The organism is Kribbella sandramycini, assembly GCF_013131805.1.
GTDB classification, from domain to species: Bacteria; Actinomycetota; Actinomycetes; order Propionibacteriales; family Kribbellaceae; genus Kribbella; species Kribbella sandramycini.
Window position 1 is genome coordinate 1,613,375 of sequence record NZ_JABJRC010000001.1, and the last position, 23,028, is coordinate 1,636,402.

The 23,028-nt window shown below is 68.2% G+C and carries 24 protein-coding genes and 1 other RNA gene; 10 read left to right on the forward strand and 15 right to left on the reverse strand.

Features of this window, described 5'->3' with window-relative positions; translation table 11 throughout:
* Positions 1-41 precede the first annotated feature (41 nt).
* From HPO96_RS07210 to HPO96_RS07250, 9 genes are all read right to left on the reverse strand, one after another.
* Positions 42-1,448: a multicopper oxidase family protein gene (locus HPO96_RS07210; protein ID WP_337796535.1), complete on the reverse strand. Its 1,407-nt coding sequence runs from the start codon at positions 1,446-1,448 to the stop codon at positions 42-44.
* A complete protein-coding gene (locus tag HPO96_RS07215) occupies positions 1,441-1,842 on the reverse strand; it encodes a hypothetical protein (RefSeq protein WP_171672055.1) in 402 nt (133 codons plus the stop codon). Before HPO96_RS07215 ends, HPO96_RS07210 begins: the two co-directional genes overlap by 8 nt.
* Positions 1,839-2,315 (reverse strand): DUF1707 SHOCT-like domain-containing protein, encoded by a 477-nt coding sequence (locus tag HPO96_RS07220; protein WP_171672056.1) that lies wholly within the window; start codon positions 2,313-2,315, stop codon positions 1,839-1,841. The genes HPO96_RS07215 and HPO96_RS07220 overlap by 4 nt, the downstream gene beginning before the upstream one ends.
* A 214-nt stretch (positions 2,316-2,529) precedes the next feature.
* Positions 2,530-3,888, reverse strand: coding sequence for an ABC transporter substrate-binding protein (locus tag HPO96_RS07225; RefSeq protein WP_171672058.1), 1,359 nt, complete (start codon positions 3,886-3,888; stop codon positions 2,530-2,532).
* Complete coding sequence (locus HPO96_RS07230; protein WP_171672060.1) at positions 3,885-4,766, reverse strand: carbohydrate ABC transporter permease; 882 nt, start codon at positions 4,764-4,766, stop codon at positions 3,885-3,887. The genes HPO96_RS07225 and HPO96_RS07230 overlap by 4 nt, the downstream gene beginning before the upstream one ends.
* On the reverse strand, positions 4,763-5,707 hold the full coding sequence (locus HPO96_RS07235; protein WP_337796536.1) for a carbohydrate ABC transporter permease: 945 nt from the start codon (positions 5,705-5,707) through the stop codon (positions 4,763-4,765). Before HPO96_RS07235 ends, HPO96_RS07230 begins: the two co-directional genes overlap by 4 nt.
* A gap of 37 nt (positions 5,708-5,744) precedes the next feature.
* On the reverse strand, positions 5,745-7,862 hold the full coding sequence (locus tag HPO96_RS07240) for an alpha-galactosidase (protein WP_171672062.1): 2,118 nt from the start codon (positions 7,860-7,862) through the stop codon (positions 5,745-5,747).
* A 128-nt stretch (positions 7,863-7,990) separates the two neighbouring features.
* Positions 7,991-8,749 carry a nucleotidyltransferase domain-containing protein gene (locus tag HPO96_RS07245; RefSeq protein ID WP_238354710.1) on the reverse strand — a complete coding sequence of 253 codons (759 nt, stop codon included), beginning with the start codon at positions 8,747-8,749 and terminating at the stop codon, positions 7,991-7,993.
* Positions 8,739-9,653: a nucleotidyltransferase domain-containing protein gene (locus HPO96_RS07250; RefSeq protein ID WP_171672064.1), complete on the reverse strand. Its 915-nt coding sequence runs from the start codon at positions 9,651-9,653 to the stop codon at positions 8,739-8,741. Before HPO96_RS07250 ends, HPO96_RS07245 begins: the two co-directional genes overlap by 11 nt.
* Before the next feature lie 175 nt (positions 9,654-9,828).
* Here HPO96_RS07250 and HPO96_RS07255 point away from each other — a divergent pair, with 175 nt between their 5' ends.
* The 6 genes from HPO96_RS07255 to HPO96_RS07280 all read left to right on the forward strand — a co-directional run bounded on the left by HPO96_RS07255 (position 9,829) and on the right by HPO96_RS07280 (position 15,943).
* Positions 9,829-10,395 (forward strand): winged helix-turn-helix domain-containing protein, encoded by a 567-nt coding sequence (locus HPO96_RS07255; protein WP_202885523.1) that lies wholly within the window; start codon positions 9,829-9,831, stop codon positions 10,393-10,395.
* Positions 10,392-11,090 (forward strand): SRPBCC family protein, encoded by a 699-nt coding sequence (locus HPO96_RS07260; protein WP_171672066.1) that lies wholly within the window; start codon positions 10,392-10,394, stop codon positions 11,088-11,090. The genes HPO96_RS07255 and HPO96_RS07260 overlap by 4 nt, the downstream gene beginning before the upstream one ends.
* A 118-nt stretch (positions 11,091-11,208) precedes the next feature.
* Entirely contained in the window at positions 11,209-12,405 is a 1,197-nt protein-coding gene (locus tag HPO96_RS07265) for an SGNH/GDSL hydrolase family protein (RefSeq protein WP_171672067.1), read from the forward strand.
* Between the two features lie 155 nt (positions 12,406-12,560).
* Positions 12,561-14,621 (forward strand): FHA domain-containing protein, encoded by a 2,061-nt coding sequence (locus HPO96_RS38975; RefSeq protein ID WP_171672069.1) that lies wholly within the window; start codon positions 12,561-12,563, stop codon positions 14,619-14,621.
* Between the two features lie 37 nt (positions 14,622-14,658).
* Positions 14,659-15,273, forward strand: coding sequence for a hypothetical protein (locus HPO96_RS07275; protein WP_171672070.1), 615 nt, complete (start codon positions 14,659-14,661; stop codon positions 15,271-15,273).
* A gap of 25 nt (positions 15,274-15,298) precedes the next feature.
* On the forward strand, positions 15,299-15,943 hold the full coding sequence (locus HPO96_RS07280; RefSeq protein WP_171672072.1) for a hypothetical protein: 645 nt from the start codon (positions 15,299-15,301) through the stop codon (positions 15,941-15,943).
* 45 nt (positions 15,944-15,988) lie between these two features.
* Here the strand turns inward: HPO96_RS07280 and ssrA are convergent.
* Positions 15,989-16,369, reverse strand: a transfer-messenger RNA (tmRNA) gene (ssrA, locus tag HPO96_RS07285).
* Between the two features lie 84 nt (positions 16,370-16,453).
* Positions 16,454-17,014, reverse strand: a complete 561-nt coding sequence (locus tag HPO96_RS07290) for a DUF1707 and DUF4870 domain-containing protein (RefSeq protein WP_171672074.1) — start codon at positions 17,012-17,014, stop codon at positions 16,454-16,456.
* A gap of 119 nt (positions 17,015-17,133) precedes the next feature.
* Between HPO96_RS07290 and HPO96_RS07295 the strand changes: the two genes are divergently transcribed.
* Positions 17,134-17,565, forward strand: coding sequence for a MerR family transcriptional regulator (locus tag HPO96_RS07295; RefSeq protein ID WP_171672075.1), 432 nt, complete (start codon positions 17,134-17,136; stop codon positions 17,563-17,565).
* Positions 17,562-18,524 (forward strand): SDR family oxidoreductase, encoded by a 963-nt coding sequence (locus HPO96_RS07300; RefSeq protein ID WP_171672077.1) that lies wholly within the window; start codon positions 17,562-17,564, stop codon positions 18,522-18,524. The genes HPO96_RS07295 and HPO96_RS07300 overlap by 4 nt, the downstream gene beginning before the upstream one ends.
* Positions 18,525-18,539: 15 nt before the next feature.
* Here the strand turns inward: HPO96_RS07300 and smpB are convergent, their stop codons facing one another.
* The 4 genes from smpB to ftsE all read right to left on the reverse strand — a co-directional run bounded on the left by smpB (position 18,540) and on the right by ftsE (position 22,183).
* On the reverse strand, positions 18,540-19,016 hold the full coding sequence (gene smpB / locus HPO96_RS07305; RefSeq protein ID WP_171672079.1) for an SsrA-binding protein SmpB: 477 nt from the start codon (positions 19,014-19,016) through the stop codon (positions 18,540-18,542).
* A 21-nt stretch (positions 19,017-19,037) separates the two neighbouring features.
* Positions 19,038-20,306 carry a M23 family metallopeptidase gene (locus tag HPO96_RS07310; protein WP_337796537.1) on the reverse strand — a complete coding sequence of 423 codons (1,269 nt, stop codon included), beginning with the start codon at positions 20,304-20,306 and terminating at the stop codon, positions 19,038-19,040.
* A 234-nt stretch (positions 20,307-20,540) separates the two neighbouring features.
* Entirely contained in the window at positions 20,541-21,452 is a 912-nt protein-coding gene (ftsX, locus tag HPO96_RS07315) for a permease-like cell division protein FtsX (RefSeq protein WP_238354711.1), read from the reverse strand.
* A gap of 41 nt (positions 21,453-21,493) precedes the next feature.
* The gene (gene ftsE / locus HPO96_RS07320; RefSeq protein WP_171672083.1) at positions 21,494-22,183 is read right to left on the reverse strand and encodes a cell division ATP-binding protein FtsE; all 690 of its coding nucleotides are present in this window, start codon (positions 22,181-22,183) and stop codon (positions 21,494-21,496) included.
* Between the two features lie 199 nt (positions 22,184-22,382).
* On the opposite strand from ftsE, the gene HPO96_RS07325 reads away from it, so the two are divergent.
* A complete protein-coding gene (locus tag HPO96_RS07325) occupies positions 22,383-22,592 on the forward strand; it encodes a type II toxin-antitoxin system VapB family antitoxin (RefSeq protein WP_171672084.1) in 210 nt (69 codons plus the stop codon).
* Positions 22,589-23,026: a PIN domain nuclease gene (locus tag HPO96_RS07330; RefSeq protein ID WP_202885524.1), complete on the forward strand. Its 438-nt coding sequence runs from the start codon at positions 22,589-22,591 to the stop codon at positions 23,024-23,026. The genes HPO96_RS07325 and HPO96_RS07330 overlap by 4 nt, the downstream gene beginning before the upstream one ends.
* Positions 23,027-23,028 lie beyond the last annotated feature (2 nt).

Below are 23,028 nucleotides of genomic sequence, written 5' to 3' on the forward strand. Positions count from 1 at the left end.
CATCATGCTGGATGGACGCCGTGATCACCGCGGAGGTTCCGTCATTCCGGCTCGTTGTGGGCGTGGCCGCCGACTTGGTAGGGGGTGGTGTAGCCGGCGTACATGAGGTGGGTCATCAGGCCTTCGGAGGCGTGCGGGAGGTTGTGGCAGTGGTCCATCCAGATGCCGGGGTTGTCGGCGACGAAGGCGATCTCGTAGGTTTCGTCGTTGCCGACCTCGAGGGTGTCGGTCCACCAGGGCGCGCCGGTCGACGGGTGGCCGTTGCGGCTCAGTACGACGGCGTGGTGGCCATGCAGGTGCATCGGATGCGCCTGACCGCTGGTGTTCGCGATCGTCATCCGGACGACGTCGCCTTCCGCGACCATGAACATCGGGACGTCGGGGAACTTGTGGCCGTTGATCGTCCACCACAACCCCGGCATGCCGTCGAGGAAGCCGGGCCGCCGGCCGATCCGGTACTCGAACCGCCGATCCGCCTTCGCCGGATCGAACCCGATCGGCTTCGGCGTCCCGTAGGACAACAAATCAACTGTCTCGGCAGGCAGTTCGGCGGGCTGCGCGTCCACCGGGCCGATCCCGACCGACAGGGCGCTCGTCCCCGCGACGAACCGCATCCCACCCGCCGGCACCACGGCTTCGAGATCCACCCGTCCCCCCGCAGCCAGCGCGTACGCCCTCGTGACCGTCGTCGGCCCGTCCACCTCGCGCCCGTCCACCGCGACCACCCGGTACGGCGTACTCAGCCCGACCCGGAGGATCGCGTTGTCGGTGTTGATCACCCGGACGCGCGCCGTCGTCCCCGTGGGCAGATCGACGCGCTGAACACCGGCACGACCGTTGATCGTGCGTTTGCCGTCGTAGGTGTGGATGGTCGCGATCACCTCACCCGGCGTCTTGGGCGCGATCACGATCGGGCCGAACAGGCCGCCTTTGACCACCTCGCTCGACACCTGATGGGAGTGGTACCAGTACGTGCCGCCCTCCTCCGCGCGGAAGCGGTAGACGTGCCTGCCCCCGATCGGTACGGCCTCCTGGGTCACCCCGGCGACGCCGTCCTCGCCGTTCGGGACGTCGATCCCGTGCCAGTGCAGGGTGGCGCCGTCCTGGACCGACTCGTTGACCAGCGTGACCTCGACGAGATCACCGCTCTCGGCTCGGATCAGTGGTCCGGGTGAGCTGCCGTTGAGCGTGTAGGTCGCGAAGTCTTTGCGTTCCTGACGGGCGGTCAGCGTCACCGCGACGTCCGGCGTACCGGTCCTGGGGCCGGTCAGGTCGGCGATGCTCCGGTGGTGGTGCTCGTGCCCACCCGACGGGCCGCCGCCGTAATCGGCGTGCCCCATTTCGGCGGCGTTGTACGTCGACGGGACGAGGCTGGTCGCCCAGAGGTAGCCCAGCGGCGCGAGCACCGCGAGGACGATCCCCAGAGCGACCAGCCTCCCCTTACGCACCGGCCTGCCGGGCGGCCCGCCCAGCGGCGGCCCCGGCTACCGCCGCGATCGCCAACCCGTTCAGCCCGTGCAGCACGCCCAACGCCGGCAGCCCGAACGACACCACCGCCAGCGCGAACTGCACCGCCACCAGCCCGACCACAACCCCCGCCAGCACCCGCCCCCGCGGCACCTCGGTCAGAAACGACACCACCAGCAACCCCAACGCCAGCACGCCGATCGCCGTCCCCGCGATGCTGTGGTAGCTCTGCCCGAGGTTCGTGTAGTCAGCCCCGATCGCAACCCCGTCGCCCGCGTCCTTCGCCACCGTGAACCCCGCCAGCGCGATCGAGGCCACCTGCAGCCCCACCGCCACCGAGATCACCAGCGCCACAACCCGGTACGCCGTCCTCACACCACTCGCCGCTTCCGCACGAACAGCACCAACCCAACCACCAGCGCCACCCCCAGCAGGACCGGCGGATGCCCACCGACCACCGCGCAAACGACCCCCAGAACCCCAAGGAGAATCAGCAGCGGAAGCGGAATCCAGCCGAGCGGCCCGCGCTTGGCGAACGGCGCCGCAGACCATCTCCCAGGACCACGACCCCACGGCGGCTGCCCGTCCGGCCCACCCGCGCCGGCTCCACCTACCCAGGGCGCCTCACCAGCACCCTGTCCACTCGCTCGTCCCGTGCCCACCCAACCGTCAGCCCCCGGCAGGTCGCCGAACAGCGCGGTCAGCTCGGGCGCGGTCTTCGCCTGAAGCGCGGTCTCGACGCGCTCGGCGTGTTCCTCGGCAGTCAGGCGGCCCGCTTCGTAGTGCTCACCCAATCGGCGAACGGCCTCTTCACGTTCACTGTCTCCGATACGGATCGGATCGTTCATGACACTCCTCGGTTCGCAGTTCTTCAACTGCACCGATCGTGTCCCGGAAGCACCTTCCATCGCGTCGCCCAGGCGGCGGCACCGCACCTACCCCGTCCGGCGCACCACAGCCCGCACGACGTAGCGCGCCGTACTCCCACCGGAGTACCTCACCCCCGGGCAAACCCCGAGCGGATCGCCGGGGCCCCGGGTACGACGGGGCCCCGGCAGCTCATCAAGCGCTGGCCGCGAGGATCTGGTTGACGTCGTCGTTCGCATCCGCCAACGACGACGGCTCGGCCTCGAACGACATCACCGCGTCCATCGCCGGCGTCATCACCGCGGTGACGTCCGCGGCGTTCGGGTTGGCCGGGTAGGCGAACACGTCACCCGCCTCGACCGTCTCCAGGAACGGCGTCACGTCCCAGCCGTCGGCCGCGAACTTCGCCTTCGCCGCCGGCAGACTCGCCGACACCGCCGGGAACACGACGCCGGCCTTCGCGACGATGTCCTGCGCCGCCTGCGACCCGAGGAACTTCACCCACGCCCACGACGCCTCGCGCCGCGTGGTGCCGGCCCAGATGGTGTCGGCGAGCCCGTTCATCATCGACACCCGCTTGCCGATCGGACCGACCGGCAACCGGGCCAGCTTCGTCGGCACCTGCTTCAGCGTCTTGTAGGTCCCGAGCATCCACGACCCGTTCGGCGTGATCGCGTACTTGCCCGCGCCGAACGACGTCGTCACGTCGACCCCGGACTTGGCCTGCGCGTACGTCGGCATGTACCCCTTGGTGATCAGCCCGCGCCACCACCCGATGGTGTCGGTGAACTTCGGATCGCCGTAGAAGAACTTCGTCCCCCACGGCTCGCCCTCGGAGTACTTCCACCCGTTCGACGCGGCGTACCAGCTCCAACTGGTCTGGCCATCGGAGCCACCGGCATCGCCGTACCCGAGCCCGTAGACCTTGATCTTGGTCTTGTCGAACCCGGGCTGGTCGCCGCGGCGGCCCTTGGCGTCGACCGTCAGCCGGCGCACGATCTGCTCGAAGGTGCCGCCGTCCTGCGGGTTCCAGGTCATCGAGTTCAGCTGCTCGACGCTGATCCCGGCCGCCTCGGTGAACGCGCTGTTGTAGAAGTACACCTCGGAGTCGAAGTCCTTCGGCAGGCCGTACCGCTTGCCGTCGGCGCCGATCCAGCGCTCGGCCAGCCCCTTCTGGTAGATGCCGAGATCAACGTTGTCCTGGGCGACGAAGTCGTCGATCGCCAGCACTTGGCCCTTGTCCGCGAACAAGGGGTACTTCGCCGAGTGCGAGGTGAACACGTCCGGCGCGGTGTCGGAAATGAACCCGGTGACGAGTTTCGACCAGTAGTCGCCCCAGCCGTACTGCTCGATCCGGACGCTGTACTGCGGGTTCTGCTGCTGGAAGACCTTCGCGCACTCGGTGTACATCGGCAGCTGCGCGGAGTCCCAGAGCCAGTAGATGACCTCACCCTCGCCGCGCGCCGCGGCGCCGTTGTTACAGGCGGCCAGGGACGGGACGGCGAGGGCGGCGAGGCCGGCTTTCAGCAAGGTCCTGCGGGAGAGGTTCGTCATTTGATCCCCGAGAAGCCGATGGAGTTGGTGATGCGCTTGGCGAAGGCCAGGAACAAGATGATCATCGGCAGCGCCGCGATCAGTGTCGCGGCCATCAGACCGGCCCAGTCGGGTCCGCCTTGCGGGGTCTGCGAGCGGAAGACGCCGAGGGCGACCGTGAGCACGCGGACGTTCTCCTGCTGCCCGACCAGCAACGGCCAGAAGTAGTCGTTCCAGGAGTTGATGTAGGTCAGGATCGCCAGCGTCGCGATCGGGGCCGCGCTCATCGGGATGATCATCCCGAAGAACAGCCGCGCGTGCCCGGCGCCGTCGATCATCGCGGCCTCCTCCAGCTCCCGGCTGATCCCGAGGAAGAACTGCCGGAGGAAGAAGATCGCGAACGGCGTCATGAACGCGCCCGGCAGGATGATGCCGGCGAAACTGTTCAGCAGGCCGAGGTTCTTGATCAGCACGAAGTTCGGCAGCGTGGTGAAGATCGGCGGCACCATCAGCGCAGCCAGGAACAGCGCGAACACCTTGTCCCGCCCGGGCCAGCGGAGCCGGGCGAACGCGTACGCCGCCATCGCGCTGAAGAACACCTGGCAGACGGTGGTGATCGTTGCCACGATCAACGAGTTGCGCAGGTACAGCCAGAAGTTCACCGACGCGCCGGAGCCGCCCTGGGCCTGCGCCTCCTCGATCGTGGACAACCCGAGCACGCGTTTGAACGCGCCCAGGGTCGTCTCGACCGGGAGCAGCGAGCTGGGGTGGCCGGCGAGCTGGGTGTTGTTCGACAGCGCAGTCCGGAGCATCCAGTAGAAGGGGAACAGCGTGACGATCAGCAGGATGATCAGCACGGCCCAGGCGACGATCCGGCCCGGGTTCAGTGGGCGTTTCATGCCAGATCACTCTCCTTGGCGCGCAGCAGCCGCAGCTGCAGCAGCGAGACGATCGCCAGGATCGCGAACAGCACCATCGCCATCGCCGAGGCGTAGCCGAAGTCGAAGCGGGTGAACGCCCGCTCGAAGATGTAGTAGTAGATGACCCGGGTCGAGTTGATCGGCCCGCCTTGGGTCGTGACGGCGATGGTGTCGAAGACCTGGAACGACCCGATCATGGTGACCACCAGGACCATCACCAGAACAGGGCGCAGCAGCGGCAGCGTGATCCGCCAGAAGGTCTTCATCTCCCCCGCGCCGTCCACCTCGGCGGCCTCGTAAACGTACGACGGGATCGTCTGCAGGCCCGCGAACACCAGGAGCGCGGTGTAGCCCATGTGCCGCCAGACGTTGATCCCGGCCACGGTCGGGATCGCCCAGTTGGAGTCGCCGAAGAACGCGATCGGGTCGATGCCGAGCCAGGTCAGGCCCTGATTCACGATGCCGACCTGGAAGTCGAGCATCCAGTACCAGACCAGCGCGACGACGACGTTCGCGACCAGGTAGGGCAACAGGATCGCGGCCCGGACGGTGATCGACTTGGTCAGCCGGTACATCAGCATCGCGATCGCGACCGCGAGCACGGTCTGCAGTCCGATGTTGATCACGACGTACTCGACGGTGACGCCGAGCGCGTTCCAGAAGAAGCTGTCGTGGATCATCCGCTCGTAGTTGTCGAGCCCGTTGAACTTGGGGGCCTCGAGCAAGCTGTACTCGGTGAAGCTCAGGTAGGCGCCGCGCAGCGTCGGCCAGATGTAGAAGACGACGAACCCGAGGGTTGCCGGGGCCAGGAAGATCATCGCGACCTTGAGGTCTCCCAGGCGCCGTCGCTTGGCCGGCTTCGGCGCCTGCTCCCCGTGACTTCGTGCGGTATCGGGTGGTGCGTTGGTTGCGGCAGTCACGGGGATCTCCTTTGTCGGTCTGCGATCGGCTGGGGGGTCAGCCGATCGCCGTCACATCCAGCAAGAGCGCGTGCTCGGGCCACTGCGCCGGGATCTGCACCCCGACCGCGGCCAGCGCGGCGCCGTTCAGCTCGACGGGCTCGGTCCAGGACGGCAGCGAACGGGGCTCGGGGCCCGGGGTGGCGATGCGGCTGACCCGGTAGGTGCGCTGCGGGTCGAGGCCCGGCAACCGGACCCGGCCGACCGCAGAGGTGACGGACTGGGTCAGCTGAACGGCGGCGTACACCGCTCGACTGTTGTCCTGGGCAACCACTCCGTGCAGCAGGAAGTCGCTCGGACCACGGTCGGCGCGAACCACCCTGCCAGTGTGCAGCAGCGGCCGCAGTTCCTTGTGCAGGGCAACCCACCCGGCGAGTTCGGCGCGCTCCTCGTCCGATGCGAGGGAGATGTCCCACTCGATGCCGAAGTGGCCGAACAGCGCGGTGATCGCGCGGAACGAGAGCGCCTGCGTGCGGCCGGTGGTGTGCGCCTTCGGCGGGCCGACGTGGCAGCCGATCAGCTCCGGCGGCAGCAGCAGCTGCGTGTAGCGCTGGATCGTCTGGCGCTCGAGCGCGTCGTTGCTGTCGCTGCCCCAAACCCGGTCGGTGCGCTCCAGGATGGCGAGGTCGACGCGGGCGCCGCCGGACGAGCAGGACTCGATCTCCAGGCCCGGGTGCCGGCGCTTGAGCTCGTCGATCAGCCGGTAGACAGCCAGGGTCTGCGCGTGGATGCCCGCCGTACCGGTCTGCTGGTTGCCGCCGTCGATGAAGTCGCGGTTGTGGTCCCACTTCAGGTACGCGATGTCGTACTCGGTAAGCAGGCTGTCGAGCCGCTCGAGGATGTACTCGTACGCTGCCGGGACGCCGAGGTTCAGGCCCTGCTGGTGGCGCGCGGTCGGGGGCAGGCGGTTGCCGGTGGCAAGAATCCAGTCCGGGTGCTCGCGGGCCAGATCGGAGTCCGGGTTGACCATCTCGGGCTCGACCCACAGCCCGAACTGCAGGCCGAGGCCGCGGACGTGGTCGACGAGCGGGTGCAGGCCCTTGGGCCAGATGCCCTCGTCGACGTACCAGTCGCCGAGGCCGGCGTGGTCGTCGCGGCGGCCGCGGAACCAGCCGTCGTCCAGCACGAACCGCTCGGCGCCGACCTCGGCGGCGGCGTTCGCCAGGCCCTTCAGCTTCTCCAGGTCGAGGTCGAAGTAGACCGCTTCCCAGGTGTTCAGGACGACCGGACGGTCGGTCTTCGGGTGGCTCGCGCGACCGCGCAGGTACTCGTGGAAGCGGGTCGAGATCCGGTCCAGGCCGACGCCGTACGAACCGTAGATCCAGGGGCTGCTGTAGGTGCCCTGCGGCTCGACGCGACCCTCGCCCGGGAGGAGGAGCTCACCGCCGCCGATGACGGCGTACCCACTCATGCCGCGTTCGGCGTACGAGCGGTGGTTGCCGCTCCACGCGGTGTGGACAGCCCAGACCTCGCCTTCGGTGAAGCCGAAGCCCTGGGCGCCGGCGATCAGCAGCAGTGTCGCGTCGGCGCCGGTGCGGCCGCGCCGGTTGTCGCGGACGTGGGCACCCTGGGTGAACGCGTGCCGCTGGGGGTGCCGCTCACCGATGTGGCGGCCGGTCAGGTCGAGCAGCTCGGTCGCCTCGGTGGGCACGGGCAGCGCGAGCACGAGACCGTCGACGTTGTACGCCGTACCGCCGGTGTTCGTCAGCTCCGCCTTCGCGCGCACGAGCCCCGAGGCGGTCAGCTCGACGGTCAGGCGGATACTCAGCCCGGCCTCGGCGTCCGCCGCGTCCGCGACGACCGTGTTACCGGTCTGCGCAACGCTGGTCAGCGCGAAACTCGGCGAGAAGTTCTGCCCGTCCCGGTGCCCGTTGAGACCCGGCAGACCGAACCACCCCGACGAGTACTCCGGCACGATCGCGATCGGCCGGTTCTCGTCCAGCCCGTTCCCGTCCTGCACCGCCCCGGCCCCCCGGCGCAGCTCCAGCAGAGCCTCCCCGCCGAGCTCCCCCAGATCCGCACCCCAGTGCAGCACCGACGGCAGCGCCGGCCCCGAGCAGTCCAGCACCAAGCTGACCCCAGCAGCACGCAGCTGCAGCACCTCGATGTTCGACACTGTTGATTCACTCTGCTTTCTGATTGATTCCGTGACGGAACTATTTACCCCACCAGCCCGGATGTCAATGCTTCACGAAGTTAAGTAAGTACCATAGAGCTCCGCCCACCCCGTCTACAACGACGGAATCAGCGTCCGAGCCGGGCGCGGACGAGCAGGTCGTGCAACCCGGCGTCGGCAACCGAGCTCTCGGGCAGCCGGCTGCCCGCTTCAGCCTCGTCCAACTCCTGCCGCAGCCGCTCGATGTCGGCCGTCAGCACCTCGACCGACGGCCCGTCCAGCGCACTGTGCTCAGCCTCAGCCTTCGCCGCCATCAGCTCCGGCAGGTACTCCGGCGCCTCGTCGAGCAACTGCCGGAGATCCGCCTGGACCTCCCCGGACCGCATCAGATGGATGCCGGTCAGCAGCACCCGGAAGGTGTAGAGCAGCGGCTTCAACTCACCCGACTTCTCGAAGAACGCCCACTGGGTCTTCGCGAAACCGCGGTAGTGATGCGCATGCCACCGGGTGATGCACCCGGCCGCCAGCGCCTTGAGCTCCTCGTGCTCCGGCGTGGTCACGACCACGAGCGGCGAAAGCACCTGCTCGAGCACGTATCCATTGCGCCGCAGCATCAGCCGGGCGAACTTCCCCAGGTCGTGAGTGACCAGGTCGACCTCGGCCTCGTTCTCGAACCAGGTCCGATCGAGAGTCTGCGGACCGATCCGCAGGCCGACAACCTCGGCCGGGGGCAGTACGTGTACGCCGCGCAGGTCGACGTCGGAGTCGCGGGACGGGAAGCCGTAGAGATGGGCCCCCGACACGGTCGCGAACAGCAACGGAAACGGCTGCTCGCCGACGATGGCGCGCAGCTCGGCGAAGTCGAGGGTTCGCATGTCACGCGTCATCGAGACCTCTTCTTCGGACCGAGTGGAGCCAGTTGTTGACTCGGGTGACGTCGGGGGTGGCCGGCAAGGGGGTGTGGCGGAGGGCTTCGTCGAGTTGGGTGTGGAGGTCCAGGCGCCAGCGCTCGACTTCTGGCCAGGGGAGTTCGCCGCGTTTGACGGCGAGTAGGCGGTCGCGGTGGGGGCCTACGTCGACGGTGAGTTTGGCTTCCAGGAGGAGGGTGCGGGCGGAGAGGAGGAGGCGGAGGAGGTGCATGACGTGCTTCCACTTGGGTGCGCCGTCGCGGCGGAAGTCGGCCTCGAGCTTCTTGAACTGGCTGAGGACGTAGCCGGAGTAGGTCTGGTAGGCGAGTTGGGAGAGGAAGGCGTCGCTGAGGTCGACCAACTCTTGACCGAGCGGGGTCTGCTGGACGACGAGCGGTGAGCGCAGGACTTCGAGCAGGTTGGGGTTCGATTTGAGGGCGAGCTCGCAGAAGCGCTCGACCTCCCAGGAGAACCACTCCTCATCCGGGCCGTCCACGTGGGTGGGCGGCTTCACCAGGCCCCAGAAGTCGGCCGTCGGCGCGACGTACACGCCGCGGGTGTCGGTGTCCGAGGTGTCGGTGTCGAGCCCGAACGCGCGGGAGCCGACGACCGCGGCGTAGATCGTGTGCTCCCGGACGAGCCGATCGCCGTCGGGTTGTTCGAGCTCGAGCGCTTCGCGCTGGTACGCCGTCCGCAGGCTCAACTCGTCGCGACGAGCGATCGTCTCCCGCCCGTCCGCGAGCCGGACGCCGTACCGCCCGTCAGCCGTGATCGCCACCACTCGACCGGTCGCCCCGCGCTGCGCCACACCACCCCGATCGTCTGCCAGCACACCCCGCAGCACCACCTGCGTCCCCTCCGGCAACCGCGGACCCTCAACCATGCCGCCATCCTCCCCCGCCGCCGGACCACGCACGAAGAACAGGACGTAGACGCCTACTACATCCACCCGCCACGCTCAGACCGCTCGCCGATCGCGCCGAAATCAGCCTCACCTCCTGTCGTTCGCGCCATCGACCGTATTGACAATTTTTCTTGTCCAGTGGCAGATTGTGCTCATGCTCGGGTATGTGGAGGAACCGGACCAGGTTCGGGTGGCACTGTCGCCGATCCGGCGGCGGTTGCTGGAGCTGTTGCGGGAGCCGGCGTCGGCGACGCAACTGGCGGCCACGCTGGAGCTGCCGCGGCAGCGGATCAACTACCACCTCCGCGAGCTGGAGAAGGCAGGCCTGCTCGAGCTGGTCGAAGAACGGCAACGCCGCGGTTTCACCGAGCGCATCCTGCGGGCCGCCACACTCGTGGTCGACCCGGCGGTCGTCGGCCACGCCTTCACCGGCATCCAGGACCAGTACGCCGCCGAGCACCTCATCGACGTCGCCGCCGGGACGGTCCGCGAGGTCGCGCGGATGCAGAGCGCGGCAGGCGCGGAGGGGAAGCGGCTGCTGACGTTCACGCTCGAGGCCGAGGTCCGCTTCGCCGAACCGGGCGACGTCCATCGGTTCACCGATGCGCTGACCGAAGCCGTCCGGCAGACGGTCGAGCAGTTCGACACCGCCGAGGGTCGGCCCTATCGGGTGATCGCCGGCGGTCACCCGGCGCCCCGGCGTACCGAAGGAGAATCATGAGCACAGACCGACCGAAGATCGTGGTGACCGTGGCCGCTCCGGTGGACGCCGTCTGGGACGCCTTGCGCGACCGCGACAAGATCCGGCACTGGCACGGTTGGGAGTTCGAAGGTCCACAAGGCGGCCTGGAGGAAGAGATCGACCTGATCTACTTCACCCAGACCGCCGAAGAAGGCACCACGCTGACCATGGGCAGCGGTGACGAGATCGTCGTCGAGCCGGTCGAGGGCGGCAGCCGGGTCACGCTGACCCGCGGTCCGCTGGCCGGCAACCCCGAGTGGGACGCCTACTACGACGACATCACCGAGGGCTGGATCACCTTCATGCACCAGCTGCGGTTCGCCGTCGAGCGCCACCCCGGCGAGCCGCGGCGGACGCTGTTCTACTCCGGCACCGGCGACGTCGATCCGATCGCCGAGCTGGGCATCCCGGCGTCCGAGCTGGAGCTGCCGGGCGGGCGGGTGCACAGCGAGGTGTTCTACACCTCCGAACACCAGGTCGGCGTCACAGTAGATGCCTGGGGCAACGGTCTGCTCGTACTCAGCCACATCCCGCCAGGCGACGCCAAACCGGACGGCGCGACGATGGCGGTCCTGACCCTGTACGGCGACGTCGACCGCGACCAGCTCGACGCGGCCTGGCAGTCTTGGTGGGACGAGCGCTACCCCAAGCCGCTGGACCTTCCCGGGACGTGACACAGCGGTGACGGTACGCAAACGTGCCACCACTCTCGGTCTGTACCTTGCCGGTTACCTGTGAGTACATGGGGGCGGCGGCCTGACGGTCGCCGACCTCCGGCAAGAGAGGTAACCGGTGAAAACTCCGCCCCTCCGGCTCCCCGCCGTCCTCAGTCTCACTCTGATCGGGCTCTGCCTGGTCGCGACTCCCGCCCGGGCCGACGGTCCCGGCACCGGGACGCCGTACGTCGTCACCGTCGGCGACTCCTACATCTCGGGCGAGGCCGGCCGCTGGGCCGGCAGCTCGAACAACTCCGAGGCGCCCGCCGACGCGCTCGGCGCGCACGCCTACCACGACAACGCGAGCGGGACCGCCGAGGCGATCCCGAAATGCCACCGCAGCCGGTCGGCCGAGGCCTTCATCGGCGGCGGCGTCGGCGGCCTGAACCTGGCCTGCTCCGGCGCCCGCGCGACCACCAGCGCCGGCGACGACTTCAAACCCGGGATCGACTTCTACGACAACGGCGCGGGTCGCGTCGGGCAGGCGAAAGCCCTGCAGCAGTTCGCGACCACGCACAACGTGCGCCAGGTCGTCGTCTCGATCGGCGGTAACGACTTCAACTTCGCCGCCATCGTCACGCAGTGCGTGCAGAACTTCCTGCTGTCGCCGTCCTGGGCGCCCGACTACTGCAAGGACGACTCGTCGGTCGTCAACAACTTCACCACGGCCAATGTGACGACGGTCCGGGCCAAGATCGCCACGGCGTACCAGAACGTCCGCACCGCGATGCGGAACGCCGGGTACGCCGACAACGCCTGGACGCTCGTCGTCCAGACCTACCCCTCGCCGATCCCGGCCGCGAGCGGCTTCCGCTACGTCCAGACCGGCTACACCCGGCAGAGTGTTGGCGGCTGCGGCTTCTGGAACGCGGACGCCGACTGGGCCAACAGCTCGGCGCTCCTCACGATCAACAACACCGTCCGGGCCGCGATCACCCAGTCCGGCCTCACGAACGCGCGTCTGCTCGAACTCCAGTCCGCCTTCAACGGCCGCCGCCTGTGTGAGAAGACCGTCGGCCTGTACGAAGAAGTCGGCCTGAACTCCTGGACCCAGCCCACCGCCGTCGACAAGACCGAATGGATCAACCAGATCCGCACCGTCACCACGATCGGCTCGAACTACTACATCCAGGAATCGTTGCACCCCAACTACTGGGCGCAACTGGCGCTGCGCTCCTGCGTCCGCCAGACCTACCTCCAGAACCGCGGCGGCACCTGCGGTATCGCCGGCACCGGCCTGAGCAACGGCGAACCCCGTATGACACTTGGTTAATTACTGAACTCAAGGGTCTCGGTACGGCGGCCACCTGCGCGTGGCCGCCGTCCTCCGTTAGTGTTGGGAATCTCATCAGGGCAAGGCCCCTGGACCGGGCGCGGGTAAGGCAGGCAGAATCGCGCCAACGGAGTTGGCTGCCGGGTGGGGTGTTGGTGGAAACGGAATTCGCGCTGTCTCTCGGCACGCAGCACTGGCCCCTGCCCTCGACCGCCGACGAGATCACCATCGGCCGCGCCTCCAACGCCGACGTCCGCCTCCCCGCCGACGACCAGATCTCCCGCATCCACGCCCGCCTGACCCGCGACGGCGCGACCTGGACCCTCCACGACGCCTCCCGCAACGGCACCGGCCTCAACGGCCGCCGCCTGACCGCCCCCACCCCCCTCAACCCCCACGACCAAATCCACATCGGCCGCTCAGTCCTAACCTTCACCCCCACCCAGCCGAACGCGGCCACACCAGGCGCGAGTACGTCGGGCGCCGGTACGCCGAACGCGGGGACGGCAGGCGCGGGTACGCCGAGCGCAGGCACCCCAGGCGTGGGCACTTCGAGCGCGGGTGCGGGCACGCCAGGTGCAGGCACACCGGGCGCGGGCACGGCAGACGCGGGTACGCCGAACGCGGGTACGCCGAACGCGGGTACACCGAACGCGGGTACATCAGGCGTGGGTTCGTCGGGCGCAGGTGCAAGCACGGCGGCCGCAGGCACTGCAGCTGCAGCACTCGCCACCCCAGGCCCAGCAGCTACTCCAAGCCCGCCCCCACCCGCCGGCTCCGGTCCGACTACTCCCAGGCCAACCCCGACCACACCGCTCGCCCCAGACACCCCACACACCCCGGCCAACCCAACCCCCGCCCCAGACCCGTCCGCCCCGTCCGCCCCTCGCACTTCTCCGGCCGCTGACCACCCAGCCCAGACAGAGTCTCCGGCCGCCGCAGCAAGCCCTCCAGACGCGGAAACGCCGAGAGGCGCGGGTTCCCCGGGGAGAGGTACCGCGGGTGCGGGCACGGAAACAGCAGGCCCGAGCACCGACGCGAACTCAGGTCGTATCAATCCAACGACAGGCTCGCTGGATACCCAAGCCCAACCCCCAGCCACCCAGGCCCCACCCCCAGGCACCCGCACCCCCAGCCAGGGATCGGCAGACCGCTACACCCCCCGCCCTTATCCGGCCGCTGACTACCCGGCCCAGGCGAAGTCCCCGGCCGGCCCGGCAAACCCGCCCCAGGGCAGCACGACACCGGCCAACCGGGCGGACGACGTACCGGCCGACTCCCCCTTCGCACCAGCAGACGCCCGCCAACCCGACGGCCCAGGCGCGGCCTGGCCCGGCTACCCCTCGGCGGACTACCTGGAGTCAGCCAGATCCCCGTGGTCGGCCGAGCGCCCCCAGATCACCCAGCCCGAGCCTCAGGTCGCCGACTGGAACATCCCCGACGACGACGAGCCCCGTACGCCGGACCGCCCCACCAAAGACCGCAAAGAGCGCGAAACCCCAGTACGACGTACCGACACACCCGACGACACCGAGGTCGGCCTCGTCCGCCTCCCCCGGGTGCTTGCGGTCGCCGGCGCACTGCTCCTGCTCGGCCTGGTCGTCAACCTGATCGTCACGTTCGCCACCGACGGCCCGAACAGCCTGCTCCGCTGGCTCGTCGCGCCGACCATCGCGCTGATCACCGCGATGGTCGTCGCACTCCTCGACGCGCTCAACCCCGCCGACCGCGAGCCCGGCCGCCTCGACGTCTCGGTCGTGGTCGCGATCGCCGTCGTCCTGCTCGGCGTCGGCGTCGGCGGCTTCGCGCTCACCGCCGGAGCGGAGTACACGGCCGGCTACCTGAGCGGCAACGAGTCCGGCGAGGACCGCCTCGTGAAACCCGTCGGCAAGACCGCCGCCGGCTTCACCTTCACGGTCAGCAACGTGACCTACACCAGCCACTTCACCCGCGTCGAGCTCGTCATCGTCAACAAGGGCAACGACACCGCCCAACTCCCCCTGGACGCCGACGCGACCTTCACCAGCGCCGACGGCAACACCGTCCGCGCCGACCCCGGCCGCAGCAACTGGCCCGGCGATTTCCCGCCCGGCAGCACCCAGGAGACCACGATCGTCTTCAAGGGCCACCTCCCCAAGGGCCTGAAGACCGCCACCCTCACCCTCCGCCCCGGCGAGGCCCCGATCACCCTCGGTGGTATCGCCCTCAGCAACTGATCCGCCGGTAACCCTCGGCACCGATAGATTCCGGCCCATGCCCCGGAAGTTCGTTGCCTCGATCATCGTTCTCGCCCTGCCGCTGTCTGCCTGCGCGAAGGCCGAAGGGTACGACCCGAACGCGCCGAGCACGCAGCCGACGACGCCGCGCCCGAGTACGCCGTCCACCGCGACTCCCTGGCAACCGCCGAAGCCGCCGGCCCCGCAGCCCGCGGTGGCAAAGGTCGGGCAGCCGATCAAGATCCACCAGCTGGGCAAGGTGAAGTGGGACGATCCCAACCCGCTCTGGCCGAACGCGACCATCACGATCACCTCGGTGAGAACGCTGCGCGTCGACCCGGCGTACCCGAAGGTCCTGCCCAACCCAGGCACGATGTTCGCCGTCGTCACCGTCGACACGACGCTCCACCGGGCGCCGTTCGGGCTCAGTGTCGACACCCTCAAGCTCAAGTCACCTTCCGGTACGGAGTACGACGTCAACAAGAACTTCCGCGCCCGTAAGGATGCCTTCGTCGTACTCGACGAGGCAACCAGCCTGACCGGCGGCTCCGGCGTCCTGCTGTACTCCATCCCCGCATCGGGCCTCCCCAAGGGCTCCGTCATCACCGGTGAGGTTGTCAGCGGACAGCCCTTCACCTGGCAGCTCCCGTAACCCCCGTGCACGGTAGGTTCCCGTCATGTCGCGCAGAGTCGTTGCCAGCACAGCCATTTCGCTGATCGTTGCGTCGGTCACCGTTCTCTCGGCCTGCTCCAAGGTCCCGCAGTTCGACCCGAACGCACCGGTGACACCGCACACCCCCGCGGCCGGCCCGACCAAGCCCACCCTGACCCCGCACGCACCCCCGACGCCGGAGCCCGCGGTCGCCAAGGTCGGCGGCTCGATCAAGGTCTACGAGCTTGGCACCTTCAAGCCCTTCAACGACGAGACACCGAAGTGGTCCGCCGCGACCATCACCCTGCGATCCTTCCGGATCACCAAGACCGTCCCCGGCATCCCCGCCCACATCAAACCCGACCCCGGCAAGGTCTACGCCAGCGCCGACATCCGCACTCTGATCACCGCGGACCCCTTCACCCTCTGGCAGGACCACTTCAAACTCGTCGCCCCCGACGGCACCGAGTACGACCAGGACGCCAACGCCGCCTACCTCCCCAACGACTACAACCCCGTCAGCGACTCCAAACCCCTGACCAACACCAAGAACCCGATGCCGCCCGGCAGCGGCATCCTCCTCTTCCAGATCCCCCCGACCCTCCCCGCCGGCACCAAACTCACCGCCGAACTCTGGAAGAACCACCCCTTCAGCTGGCAGGTCGCCTGAAGACGACAAAAGGCCGGCCCCCACAGGGGCCGGCCTAACTCCAAGGGGTGGAGGTGGCGGGAATCGAACCCGCGTCCTTCAGCGTCGCTCCAAGACTTCTCCGGGCGCAGTCTGTTAAGTCGTTTTCTCAGTCCCAGCGCTCATACAGACATGTCGCTGACAGACTCAGTCACTGTGAATGTCCCACATCAACCCCGTGACCGGGCTAATGCAGCGAGCTCCCTAGCTGAGGCCAGGAACCGGGTCGGAAGCATCCCCGGGCTGACCGCTTCTTTAAGTGCTCAGGCCGTCAGGCGGCGAGAGCGAAGCTACTGCGCGACTTAGCGTTGGCAGTTATTGGTTTCCAGAGATCGTTTACGAGATAACCCTGGATCCTCGGCCCGCTTCTCTTGGAACTAACGTCCAAAGTCGAAACCGTTCACCCCCTGTTGAGTTGTCAAACTCCCACCCAGACCTCGGGTGGAAGATCCACACTATCAAGTCCAACAAGCTGGGCGCACCTGGGATTCCCTACTTGATCAGGCGCAGGGTGAACGGGTAGCGGAAGTTCGAGCCGGCCGCGGTGGCGATCCCGCCGACGCCGGTGAGGATGAACCACATGATGCCGAGGATCGGGAAGACGAAGCCGAGCCAGGAGCCGACGATCCCGGTGGCGATCCCGGCGGCGGCGAAGGCGAGGAAGGCCGTGAGCTGGAAGTTCAGGGCCTCGACGGCGTGCCGGCGGACGGCGGGATTCTGCTTGCCGGCGCTGGCGACGACGATCGCCGGGCCGACGAAGAAGGTCGGGTAGCCGAGCCAGTGCGCGACAGTGCCCATGCCGCGGCCGTCGCCGGTGTAGCGCTGGACGGGCGCCGGGCGGGTGAAGGCCGCCGGGACGTACGTCGGGACCGGGCGGGCGACGACGCCGTCGAACGAGCCGTTCAGCTCGGCCCGGGTGCGCGCCTTGAGCGCGAGGTCGACGCGGGTGTCGAACTCCATGTGGTCGATGCGGCCGTCGGCGTACATCTCTTTCAGGATCTCGACGGCGCGATCCCGTTGTTCCGGCGTCACCAGCAGCTCTGAAGTGGACATGTATCCACTGTCGCCGCCGAACGCCGTCCACCCCATCGGGTGCGCCCCGGAAGTGCCCCTGAGCCGACCCGGAAGCGCGTCCTTGACTTCAAGCGCTTGAAGTTTGTCACCCTGGGTGCATGTTCACCATTCAGGACGTGTCCCGCCGATCCGGGCTGAGCGAGCCGACCGTGCGGTACTACGAACAGGTCGGGCTGATCGGCCCGATCCAGCGTGACGAGAGCAGCGGCCACCGCCGGTACGACGACGCGGACCTGCACACCCTGGAGTCGCTGGCTTGCCTGCGGGCGACCGGGGTCGGCATCGAGGACATGCGGACCTACCAGGCGAACCGCGCCCGGGGCCGCGCAGCCGCGGCGGAACAGCGTGAGCTGCTGCTGCGGCACGCCGAGCGGATCGAGGCCGAGATCGCGGCCCAGCACGTACGCCTGGAGTACCTCCGCCAGAAGGCGGCGCTCTGGGACGCACGCGAGCGCGGCGACGCCGCCGCGGAGGCAACCGCCACCGAACGCGTCCTGGCGGTCATCACCCGATTGGAGCCAGTCAAATGAGTCCCACCCTGGTCACCGGCGGATCCGGTTACCTGAGCACCCACGTCATCGCGGCCCTGCTGCGCGCGGGGCGCGACGTCCGCACAACCGTCCGTTCCCTCGACCGCGAGGCCGAGCTGCGCGCCGCCGTACGCCGAGGCGACGCCGACGACTCGGGTCTCGAACTCGTCGTCGCCGACCTCTCCGCGGACGACGGCTGGGAGCTCGCGGTCAAAGGCGTCGAAGAGGTCCATCACGTCGCCTCCCCGATCCCGATCGTCGCTCCGGACGACCCCGAGGAGCTGATCCGCCCGGCCCGCGACGGGGCCCTCCGCGTCCTGCGAGCCGCTCGCGACGCCGGCGTCCGGCGCGTCGTCCTCACCTCGTCGTTCGCCGCGGTCGGCTACACCCCGAAACCCGGCGCCGAGTTCACCGAGGACGACTGGACCGACCCGGACACCCCCGGCCTCGCCGCCTACCCCCGCTCCAAAACCATCGCCGAGCGCGCCGCCTGGGACTTCATGCGGGACGCCGACACCGAACTCGTCACCGTCAACCCCACCGGCATCTTCGGCCCGACTCTCACCACCAAGCTCGGCTCCTCCGCCCAGCTCATCAAACTCATGCTCGACGGCGGCATGCCCGTCGCCCCACGCGCCCGCTTCGGCGTCGTCGACGTCCGCGACGTCGCCGACCTGCATCTCCTGGCCATGGCCGCACCCCAAGCCGCCGGCAACCGCTACCTGGCCGTCTCCGACGACCCAGCCACCAGCTTCCTCGAGCTGGCCACCCTCCTCCGCACCCACCGCGGCGCCACCCAAGCCCCCACCACCGAAGCCCCCGGCCCAGACCTCCCCCGCCCAGTCATCCACAACACCCGAGCCCGCACCGACCTCAGCTGGACCCCACGCCCCGCCCCCCAAACCATCCTCGAAACAGCCGACAGCCTCCGAACCCTCGCCCTATTCAAAACCCGCTAAGTGCGGGGCGTCCGGCTAGTTGCGGCGGGTTCGGTCGGAGAGGGCTCGCTGGGCTTCGCGGGAGGCTTGGCGTTCGGCGAGGGCGTGGCGTTTGTCGTAGTCCTTCTTGCCGCGGCCGGTGGCGAGCTCGACTTTTGCGTAGCCGTCCTTGAAGTACAGGGAGAGCGGGATGAGGGAGACGCCCTGTTGCTCCACGGCTTTGATGAGTTTCTGGACTTCTTCTTTGTGGAGCAGCAGTTTGCGGGTCCGGCGGGGCTCGTGGTTGGTCCAGGTGCCGTGTTTGTACTCGGGGATGTGCATACCCTGCAGCCACAGCTCGCTGCCGCGGACGGCCGCGAAGGCGTCGACGAGGGAGGCCCGGCCCTGCCGCAGGGACTTGACCTCCGTCCCGGTCAGCACCAGCCCGGCCTCCACGACATCATCGATGTGGTAGTCGTGTCGCGCCTTGCGATTCTGCGCGATCGGCTTGCTCTGGCCGGTCTGTTTCACCATCCGACCAGTATCTCAGACCGCCTACAGCCACTTCATCGGATTAACCACGCGACCGTCCTGGTACACCATGAAGTGCAGGTGACAGCCCGTCGAGTAGCCGGTGGTGCCGACGTACCCGATGATCTCGCCGCGGGTGACACGTTCGCCGACGCGCGCCTTGTAGCGGGACAGGTGGTTGTAGACGCTGGTGACGGAGTGCCCGCCGATCACGCCGTGCGAGATGAAGATCCGGTTGCCGTAGCCGCCGTTGTAGTAACGGTCGGTGACCCGTCCGCTGGCCGCGGCGCGGATCGGCGTACCGCAGCCGGCGCCGAAGTCGGTGCCGTCGTGCAGTTTCCAGTAGTGCAGGATCGGGTGGAACCGCATCCCGAACGGTGAGGTGATGTAGGTGTCGACCGGCCGGCTCAGCCGCCCGCCGCCGTCGTCCGGGTCGTCCGGAATCTGGCGCGGCGGCCGGCCCTCGCGCCGGGCCTTCTCCCGCTCCGCCTTCTCCCGGGCGGCCTTGCGGCGCTCGGCGGCGGCCTTCTCGGCTCGGGCCCGCGCGATCAGCAGCTGCTCGACGCGGTTGCGCTCGGCAAGCAACGCGTTGTACTGCGCCTGCTCGGAGTTCTTCTCCCGCTCGGCGCGCTTGTACAGCGTCAGCTTCTCGATCCGGATCGCGTCGGCCTCGGCCTTGTCCGCCGCGACCTGCTTGGTCAGCTCGGTGACCTGCTTGACCGTCTTGGCGGACTCCGCGCGCGCGGCGGCGGCCGCTTTCTCGGCGGCGGCGACCTTGACCCGCTTGCTGGCCAGCTGCGCCTGGGCGTTGTTCAGGTTGGCCAGCGCGTTGCTCTGGATGCCGAACACGTTCCGTTGCACCTGGATGCCGGTGGCAACATCCGCCGGCGAGGCCCCGCGGAGCGCGATACTCAACCCGACCAGGCTGTTCTGCTGCTGGTACGCCGAGCGCACCGCCCGGCCCGCGAGCGCGCGCTTCTCCGCGATCTGCCGCTCACCCTCCTCGACATCCGCGACAGCGCCCCGAAGGGCCCGCTCCGCGGCGGCGAGCTTGCTCGCGGCAACCACGTCCGCGGCCTTCGCGGCGGCGAGTCGCCCCTGGGCGGCGGCGTACCGGACCTGGACGGCCTCGAACCGGACCTGCGCCTGGTTGTAGGAGGCAACGGACTTGCCGAGCTGGTCGGACGCCTCCGCGAGCTCGGTCTTGGACTTGCCGAGCTCGGCGTCCAGCTGCTTCTTCTTGGCGGCTGGGTCCGGCGGGTCCGCCTGGGCAGCGGGTACCGCCGCCAGCACTCCGGCGGACAGGGACAGGACAAGGCAGCATGCGGCAACGACCGTCTGCCGCCCCTGCGGTCTCGTGCGGGAACGCGGGTGCGGCGTGGTCGGTGTGCCGGTGCTGTCGTCTCGCTTGATGCTCCCCCGCTCAGGCGGGTTCGCACCGGGGAAGTGCGGGACCACAGGTCGACCCCTTGCGTCTTGAGTTGGGTTCGTGCAGTGAGACTTCTACTGCACGATAAGTCACCCGGCTCAGACTTTGAGGTATTTCCGGGTTGTCAGGAATGTCGGGACCACGGCCAGCACCAGGCCGACGACCACCATGATGAGCGTGGCGCGGAAGGTTTCGGTCGCGCCGACCCACTCCCAGACCCGGAACGTCTCCTGGGCGCGCCGCATCACCACGAAGTACACCCCGAGCCAAAGGGTGCCGCAGGCAAACGCCGCGCCGATCAGGGCCGCCAGCACCGCTTCGAGCAGGAACGGTAGCTGGATGTAGAAGTTCGAGGCGCCCACCAGGCGCATGATGCCTATCTCTCGTCTCCGGGCGTACGCCGCCAATCGGATCGTGTTGGAGATCTGCATCAGCGCCGCGATCAGCAACAGCGCCGCGGCTATGTAGGCGCCGAATTGAAGACCTTCGAGGGCTTTGAACAACGGATCGAGGTACTGCCGGAGGTCTTGGACCGTATCGACCCCGGGTAAGCCGGCGACCGCGCTGACCAGGTTCTGGTAGCGCTGCGGATCTCGGAGTTTGACCCGGAACGACTCCTGCATCTGGTCCTCGGTGACCGTCGAGACGATCGGCGAGTCCTTGTACAGCTTCTTGAACTGGGTGAACGCTTCCTTCTTCGACTCGCCGAAGACGCCGTCCGGCGCGGTGTCCGGGTTCGACTCGATCACCTGGCGGATCCGGTTCTTCTGCTCAGCCGTCACCTCGGCGCCCGAGCAGCCGCGGCCGCCGGAGTCCTTGGTGCACATGAAGACCGAGATCTGGATCTTGTCGTACCAGTTGCCCTTCATCAGCTCGACCTGCTCGCGAGCCAGCAGCGCGCTGCCGAACAGCGACAGCGACACCCAGATCGTGACGACGACCGCGATCGTCATCGACAGGTTCCGCTTCAGGCCGATGCCCAGGTCGGAGAGGATGTAGTTCAAACGCATTGTTCAGTCAGTCCCTGTGATTGGCCTGTACTCGGCGGCGGTCAGTGCTGGTAGCCGTAGACGCCGCGCGACTCGTCGCGGACGACATGACCGTTCTCCAGCTCGATCACGCGCTTGCGCATCTGGTTCACGATCGAGACGTCGTGGGTGGCCATCACCACGGTCGTCCCGGTCCGGTTGATCCGGTCGAGCAGTTTCATGATGCCCTCGGACGTCGCCGGGTCCAGGTTTCCGGTCGGCTCGTCGGCGATCAGGATCATCGGCCGGTTCACGAACGCGCGCGCGATCGCGACCCGCTGCTGCTCACCGCCGGACAGCTCGTCGGGCAGCCGGTCCTGCTTACCCTCCAGGCCGACCAGCTCCAGCACCTCGGGCACCGTCTTGCGGATGTGCGACCGCGGCTTGCCGATCACCTGCAGCGCGAACGCCACGTTTTCCGCGACCGTCTTGTTCGGCAGCAGCCGGAAGTCCTGGAACACGGTTCCGATCTGGCGGCGCATCTGCGGGATCCGCCAGCTGGCCAGCCGGTTCAGATCCTTGCCGGCCACCATGATGTGACCCTTGGACGTCCGGTGCTCACGCAGCACCAGCCGCAGGAACGTCGACTTGCCGGACCCGGAGGTACCGACCAGAAAGACGAACTCGCCTTTCTCGATCTCGACGTTGACGTTCAGCAGAGCGGCCTTGGACTGGCCCTCGTACGTCTTGGAAACATTCTCGAAGCGGATCACGGGTTCATCCGGCCGTGGTCGGGAACAGGGAGCGACGCAGCGGTAACCACGAGGTGCACCGTACGCCACCGAAGCGGCCGCGCTAAGTCTAGGGGGCCAACGGCGCGCCGCCGACCACTTCGAGCGGTCTGCAACGATTGGGTGAATTTGTATATCCAGGAGTGGTCACGTATATATACAGAGACATACCGTCGGTCTCATGAAGACGGTGATCGATCTGGACGACCATGCACTGGAGCTCGCGGCGAAGGAGTTGGGGACCGTGACGAAGAAGGACACCGTCAATGCCGCGCTGGAGTTCGTCGCCCGGCGCCGGGAGCGGATCGAAGCTCTGCTCGACGATCCCTACGGGCTCGGTGTCGGCGGCGATATCGACGATCCCGACATCATGCGCGGGGCGCGTCGTTGAGCGCAGTCGCCACCATCGGCAAGCTGTACCTGATCGACACCTCGGCCTTGGCGCGCAGCAAACACGCAGCGGTTCGCGCGGTGATTGCGGGGCTGGTGGTGGATCGTGCCGCTGCCACCTGCGTAACGGTTGATCTGGAGGTCGGCTATTCGGGGCGGAATCACCAAGAGTTCCAACGGGTCGCCGAGCGCCGAAGAGCGCTGTACGTCAATCTGCCGATGACGGAGTCGGCCGCCGAGCGGGCGCGAGAAGTGCAGTCCCGGATGTCCGCTCGCGGTCAGCTCCGCGCCGCCGGCATCGTCGACCTCATGACGGCCGCGGTAGCCGAGCAGCACGGCGCCACAGTGCTGCACTACGACTCCGATTTCGAGCACATCGCCGCCGTGACAGGGCAGCCGCAGTTGTGGATCGCGCCGCGGGGCAGTTTGAACTGACC